At 40.6% G+C, this 6903-nt stretch carries 5 protein-coding genes and 2 rRNA genes; 5 read left to right on the forward strand and 2 right to left on the reverse strand.

Translation table 11 applies throughout. The annotated features are described in order from the left end of the window. Positions 1-23 precede the first annotated feature (23 nt). The 5 genes from HADU_RS10515 to HADU_RS10535 all read left to right on the forward strand — a co-directional run bounded on the left by HADU_RS10515 (position 24) and on the right by HADU_RS10535 (position 3821). Positions 24-956: an IS5 family transposase gene (locus tag HADU_RS10515; RefSeq protein WP_008302424.1), complete on the forward strand. Its 933-nt coding sequence runs from the start codon at positions 24-26 to the stop codon at positions 954-956. A 503-nt stretch (positions 957-1459) separates the two neighbouring features. After that, complete coding sequence (locus HADU_RS10520; protein WP_008306052.1) at positions 1460-1819, forward strand: hypothetical protein; 360 nt, start codon at positions 1460-1462, stop codon at positions 1817-1819. Between the two features lie 54 nt (positions 1820-1873). Then, a complete protein-coding gene (locus HADU_RS10525; protein ID WP_008306053.1) occupies positions 1874-2845 on the forward strand; it encodes a hypothetical protein in 972 nt (323 codons plus the stop codon). A gap of 12 nt (positions 2846-2857) precedes the next feature. Continuing rightward, positions 2858-3394 carry a GTP-binding protein gene (locus HADU_RS10530; protein WP_004809608.1) on the forward strand — a complete coding sequence of 179 codons (537 nt, stop codon included), beginning with the start codon at positions 2858-2860 and terminating at the stop codon, positions 3392-3394. Between the two features lie 10 nt (positions 3395-3404). Continuing rightward, on the forward strand, positions 3405-3821 hold the full coding sequence (locus HADU_RS10535; RefSeq protein ID WP_004809610.1) for a roadblock/LC7 domain-containing protein: 417 nt from the start codon (positions 3405-3407) through the stop codon (positions 3819-3821). A gap of 714 nt (positions 3822-4535) precedes the next feature. Here HADU_RS10535 and rrf read toward each other — a convergent pair. Continuing rightward, positions 4536-4650 (reverse strand): 5S ribosomal RNA (gene rrf, locus HADU_RS10540). Between the two features lie 205 nt (positions 4651-4855). Next, positions 4856-6903, reverse strand: a 23S ribosomal RNA gene (locus HADU_RS10545); the annotation flags it as partial.

The following is a 6903-nucleotide window of genomic DNA, read 5'->3' on the forward strand; positions in this document are numbered from 1 at the left end:
TTTTTTAGCGATATAATTTTCAAATGAAGAAGCCTACACACAAAATCTACCGCACAACCAATTGGCCCGCATATAACCGAGCACTCATGAGTCGCGGAAATATTGCCATTTGGTTTGATCCTGCTACGCAATGGTATGCTCCATCAAAAGGCAAACAAGGGCGAAATCAAACCTACTCCGACGCAGCCATCCAATGCTGCTTAATGATTAAATCCTTATTTCGTCTGTCTTTACGTATGGTTACTGGCTTTGTACAAAGTCTGATTAAACTTTGCGGATTAAATTGGATAGCTCCAGATTACACCACGCTTTGTAGAAGACAAAAGCATATTGATATTGTAATCAGCTACCAAAAAAGTAGCGATGGGCTGCATCTACTCATGGACTCTACAGGCATGAAGTTTCTAGGTGAGGGCGAATGGAAACGCAAGAAACATGGATCTGAATATCGTCGCCAATGGCGTAAACTTCATATTGGTATAGATGCCAAAACCCTACAAATACGAGCAGTTCAGCTTACAACCAATAATGTCAGTGATTCACAGGTGCTTGGTGATTTACTTGATCAGATTCCACAAGATGAGCGGATTGACTCTGTTTATACCGATGGAGCTTATGACACCAAGCAATGCCGTCAGGTCATTGCAGATCGGCAAGCGCATGCGGTGATTCCACCTAGAAAAAATGCGAAACAATGGAAAGATACAAAGAGTAGCTCGCTAGAGCGAAATGAATTACTTCGAACAATTAAACGTTTAGGCAGGACACTATGGAAAAAATGGTCAGGCTATCATCGGCGAAGTTTGGTTGAAACTAAGATGCACTGCATTAAATTATTAGGAGATAAACTCAGCGCAAGGAGTTTTGGTAGCCAAGTGAATGAGATCCATGCACGTGTAGCAGTCCTTAACAGATTTACGGAATTAGGTCGCCCACTTACCCAAGTTACGCCTTAAATTTGGCTCAATTAGGGGCGCTTTGCATTTCAAATCTTTGTGCAACAAAGCCGATTATGCTTAATTATTCATCTAAACCATCATTTTCCACTTTTATAATATTATTTGACCCACGTCACTATTAAATTTTTATATACCATTTAAATCAAACTTTGATTCAAATATATCAAAACCTATATTGTTTATTAATACAACATTTAAAATTTTTAGTTATATTTTTTTATATTATTTATAATTTACAATATTAATACATAATGAATCAGTTTATACATATAATTAGTTAGCCAAATATGATGTTGATATTTAAAATTAATAAAAATTAAGTCACATAAAATCATTTTTAAATTAATTTTAAATAATACTCTATTTCAATTAATAGTTCTCATATAAGCTAATTTCTAAATATTTTCAATTTATTCTAACTTGTATTCTTAGTTCTTTTATATAAACATTCTTGCGATAATTTTTTTATCTTCATTATTTAAAATTTTCCAGGGGATAGTATGGCCAAGCTTACTTTAGATGCACTTACAGATATTGATGGTTTCGTTGCAGCAGCACTCGTAGACAGCGAAAGTGGTCTTGCATTAGCAACTCTTGGCAATAATACAATTGATCTTGAGCTCGCAGCTGCAGGCAACACAGAAGTTGTACGTGCTAAACGTCGTGTAGCAGCAAGCCTGAATCTGAATGTTTCTATCGAAGACATTCTAATCACTTTAGGCAAACAATATCACTTGCTACGCCCACTTGATTCAAATGAAAATTTATTCCTTTATCTAGTTCTTGACCGTAGTCTTTCAAACCTCGCTATGGCACGTCATGAATTGAAACACTTTGAAAAAGGTTTAGATTTTGCTTAATTAAGCTATTTGAGGGTTACTTTTTCCGGTAACCCTTAAATTGAGCACATCCTCATGAAAGATACTCTCTATATTTCCATTTTTGGACTCAGCCTATCTTTAATAAATGTATTTAAAAGTACAATGGTTGATGTTTTAAGTGAAAAATATAATCTGGTATGGACCAATCTTACTGACCAGAAACTACAGCTTTTATTAGTAAATGCTGATTTTGTCGATTTACCCCATATTCAAAAAATTAAAAATAATAATCTTACACTTCTACAAGTTGAGAAAAACCCTGCATTGTCATCTCAGGTGATTGAAAATACATTGTTCTTACCCTTTAAACACCCCCATGCTTTAATTGAATGGTTACAACGTGAGTTTTTATCAGGCACTCAATCGCCTCATTTAATTGAACAACCCATATTAATAGTACCCTCTTGTAGCACCAAAATAGCATATCAGTCATTTAAATTAATACTAGATGAGCTATTTCAGCCATCAGGTCATAGCAAATACATAATCAAAAATAGTGATAAACGTGTAGCTCTTATCGATCTGGAACAACATTGCTTCTATCCAGCAATCGACTGGTATCCGCAACCTGATTCAGAATTCAGCCTTGAACCTGCTGATCTAAATAGTATTGTGCAATTTCGCACTCAAGTGCGTCCAGAAGATCTTAACCAAGGGATTTGGAATTTTGTATGGCATCATTTGCAATTTGATGAACTTGAATATCCAGACTATTACCGCTTAGCTAAATGGCCACAAATTAAAGATTTCGACCAGCGCAAAGATCTATTCAAATTAGCTGCCCTTTTCAGTGAAGGTGCATCAGTTGCCTATGCACAACAACAGTTGAAATTAGGTGAAAAATATATTCATCAATTTCTATGTGCTTCACAACTAGCCAATATGCTTGAACCGATCTCATCGGATCAAGCCAAATTCGCACAGCATGCAACTGTCGCTGTTCAAAAGGAAGCTAATAAAATGATGGGTTTCTTTAGCAAGTTACGTAAGAAGCTCGGTATCTAGGAGTAATTCAGTTTGATCTTGCACCAATTTAAATTGGTATTTGCCGGTAGCATGGGTGCTGGCAAGGCTACAGCCATTCGCACCATTTCTAATATTGATGTATTAAGTACCGAAGCAATTAATACCGACCTTGAAGCACACCAGAAATCACTAACAACGGTCGGTATCGATTATGGTGAACTGGTCCTGGAAGATGGGGTCAAAGTCGGCTTATATGGCACACCAGGTCAGCAACGCTTTAATTTTATCTGGAACGTTATTACACAAGGTGCTATTGGAGTAATATTACTGATTGATGACAGTATTGACGAGCCATTAGAAGAACTAGAATTTTATCTGAATTACTTCAAAGATAAAGTTAAAAACGTTGTAATTGGCATTACACATATTGATAAGAAAGCTAAAAATAATGCTGCTCTCTATCATGGCTGGGCTGAAAAGCAAGACAGTACTTATCCAATCCTCTTTATTGATGCCCGTGAAAAAAATGATGTTTTAATGCTGGTTGATGCCTTGATCGCCACAGCTGAAGTTCAACTTACTGTCTGAAGAAAATTCCATGTCCTTAAATAATCTTGCAAAACGTACTGCTCCCCAAGAATTAACTGAATTTGCAGCCAAGCAGATTCAAGAACTCTTATTCAATGTGCAAGGTATAGAACTTATCATGCTGTGCTCTTCAGATGGATTTGAATTAGCCTCATTTGAAAAAATTAAAACTAACGGTAAAGGAAAACTTGCTGCCGTAAGTAGTTCTATTGTAGCTATGGTCCAGGCATTTATGCAGGAATTACAGCTGGAAGGCTGTCAAAGCATTACACTGGATGCTAATAATGGTAAAGCGATCCTAACTGCAATTCCGCATCCAAAGTTTCCTATGCTGATCCTAGCCATGACCACTAATGATGTACTTTTAGGTCAACTGTTATATTGCACGAAAAAAATTGCTCAGGATATTTCTAACTTTCAAATCTGATTCCATATGAATATTACAAGCTTGAGTCAGGCTTGTAATATTACATAATCAAGATTCATAATAACTACTCATAATTCCAGTCGAGATTCCTACGAGAAAAGCATATTTAAATATATGGTCGACTATAGCTGAACTAATTAAAAGTAAGACAAATAAAATGGCAGAGCCCAAACTAGCCATCACGGGAGCAGCTGTTACTTCTGCCTGATTTATAGGATGTTACTTAATCACAATTTTAATTTAAATAATCCTGAATAAAGAACCAGTAATTTAATGATCTAAGTTTCTATATAAACGTACAGCATATAACTAAAAAATAATATTTATATGTAAATCTTTCATCCTTTATGAAATATACACCGTAGATATCAATACCCTTCATATAAGGCATTTGAGTCTATCTACCGATAGCTCGCAAAACGTTTTATTACCACCATGGTGGTAGGTAAACAAAGTTATTCACCTTTCACCCGCCCTCCTAGGCACTGTAGCGAAGTATTTAATAGCGATACTGCACTTAAGCATCAGCTAAAAAACACTACTAAAATCGATTACAGGGAATTCATCCTAGAAGATAACAACCACTATGACTTTATATAATGAGCAAATTTTCTGCTGTAGCTTTATATAAAACTTAATATTTAGATGCTTTCTTAAATCTTGGCCATAAAAAAAACACCCCCTGCCATTTGGCAGGGGGTGTTTAAAATAATGAGCTGGCGATGACTTACTCTCACATGGGAAACCCCACACTACCATCAGCGCTAAGAGGTTTCACTTCTGAGTTCGGGAAGGGATCAGGTGGTTCACTCTTGCTATGGTCGCCAGCACAACTGGTATGACTTTGCGTTTGGTCTTATTTAGATGCCAATGCTTGGTCAAATCTTGCACTCGTTCAAAACAGTGTTTTGAACATCGTTCATTAATAGAAATATTTGAGTTGCAGTAGTTTGATCATTAGCGTTCACTAAATCAAGCTGTTTTGCTTAATATCGAATCAATTGAGCGTTACACAACAACTGTTTGGGTGTTGTATAGTCAAGCCTCACGAGCAATTAGTATTGGTCAGCTTCATGTATCGCTACACTTCCACATCCAACCTATCAACGTCGTAGTCTTCAACGGCTCTTTAGGTGACATAAAGTCACAGGGAAATCTTATCTTGAGGTAGGCTTCCCGCTTAGATGCTTTCAGCGGTTATCCCTTCCGAACATAGCTACCCGGCGATGCGACTGGCGTCACAACCGGTACACCAGAGGTTCGTCCACTCTGGTCCTCTCGTACTAGGAGCAGATCCTCTCAAATTTCCAGCGCCCACGGTAGATAGGGACCGAACTGTCTCACGACGTTCTAAACCCAGCTCGCGTACCTCTTTAAATGGCGAACAGCCATACCCTTGGGACCTGCTTCAGCCCCAGGATGAGATGAGCCGACATCGAGGTGCCAAACACCGCCGTCGATATGAACTCTTGGGCGGTATCAGCCTGTTATCCCCAGAGTACCTTTTATCCGTTGAGCGATGGCCCTTCCATACAGAACCACCGGATCACTAAGACCTACTTTCGTACCTGCTCGACTTGTGGGTCTCGCAGTTAAGCGCGCTTTTGCCTTTATACTCTACGCGTGATTTCCGACCACGCTGAGCGCACCTTCGTACTCCTCCGTTACTCTTTAGGAGGAGACCGCCCCAGTCAAACTACCCACCAGACATGGTCCTCGTCCCGGATAACGGGACAGAGTTAGAACCTCAATATTACCAGGGTGGTATTTCAAGGACGGCTCCATGGCAACTAGCGTCGCCACTTCAAAGCCTCCCACCTATCCTACACAAGTAAGATCAAAGTTCAATGTCAAGCTGCAGTAAAGGTTCACGGGGTCTTTCCGTCTAGCCGCGGGTACACCGCATCTTCACGGCGATTTCGATTTCACTGAGCCTCTGCTGGAGACAGCGCCCCCATCATTATGCCATTCGTGCAGGTCGGAACTTACCCGACAAGGAATTTCGCTACCTTAGGACCGTTATAGTTACGGCCGCCGTTTACTGGGGCTTCGATCAATAGCTTCGCTTGCGCTAACCACATCAATTAACCTTCCAGCACCGGGCAGGCATCACACCCTATACGTCCACTTTCGTGTTTGCAGAGTGCTATGTTTTTAATAAACAGTTGCAGGGGCCTGGTTTCTGAGGCTGCCAACAGCTCAAGGAGCAAGTCCTATCACCGCCGGCAGCGTACCTTCTCCCGAAGTTACGGTACCATTTTGCCTAGTTCCTTCAGCAGAGTTCTCTCAAGCGCTTTGGTCTACTCGACCTGACCACCTGTGTCGGTTTCGGGTACGATTCCTGTTTAACTGAAGCTTAGAGACTTTTCCTGGAAGTATGGTATCAGCCACTTCACTGTACAAGTACAGCTTGCTATCAGTTCTCAGCATAGAGTACCCCGGATTTGCCTAAGATACATGCCTACAACCTTCCACCTGGACAACCAACGCCAGGCTGACTTAACCTTCTCCGTCCTCTCATCGCATTAAACAGAAGTATTGGAATATTAACCAATTTCCCATCGACTACGCCTCTCGGCCTCGCCTTAGGGGTCGACTCACCCAGCCCCGATTAACGTTGGACTGGAACCCTTGGTCTTTCAGCGAGCGGGTTTTTCACCCGCTTTGTCGTTACTCACGTCAGCATTCGCACTTCTGATACCTCCAGCAGACTTCTCAATCCACCTTCATCGGCTTACAGAACGCTCCCCTACCACTTGCAATAAATTGCAAATCCGCAGCTTCGGCATATAGTTTTAGCCCCGTTACATCTTCCGCGCAGGCCGACTCGACTAGTGAGCTATTACGCTTTCTTTAAAGGGTGGCTGCTTCTAAGCCAACCTCCTAGCTGTCTATGCCTTCCCACATCGTTTCCCACTTAACTATAATTTAGGGGCCTTAGCTGGCGGTCTGGATTGTTTTCCTCTTGACTACGGACGTTAGCACCCGCAGTCTGTCTCCCGGATAGTACTCATTGGTATTCGGAGTTTGCATCGGTTTGGTAAGTCGGGATGACCCCCTAGCCGAAACAGTGCTCTACCCC

The sequence above is a fragment of the Acinetobacter sp. HA genome, from assembly GCF_000264725.1.
In the GTDB taxonomy this organism is placed as follows: Bacteria; Pseudomonadota; Gammaproteobacteria; order Pseudomonadales; family Moraxellaceae; genus Acinetobacter; species Acinetobacter schindleri.

Bases quoted from the DNA above. Each gene is read 5' to 3' on its own strand.
- HADU_RS10525 (WP_008306053.1), top strand. From the start codon at position 1,874: ATGAAAGATACTCTCTATATTTCCATTTTTGGACTCAGCCTATCTTTA.
- HADU_RS10515 (WP_008302424.1), top strand. From the start codon at position 24: ATGAAGAAGCCTACACACAAAATCTACCGCACAACCAATTGGCCCGCA.
- HADU_RS10535 (WP_004809610.1), top strand. From the start codon at position 3,405: ATGTCCTTAAATAATCTTGCAAAACGTACTGCTCCCCAAGAATTAACT.
- HADU_RS10520 (WP_008306052.1), top strand. From the start codon at position 1,460: ATGGCCAAGCTTACTTTAGATGCACTTACAGATATTGATGGTTTCGTT.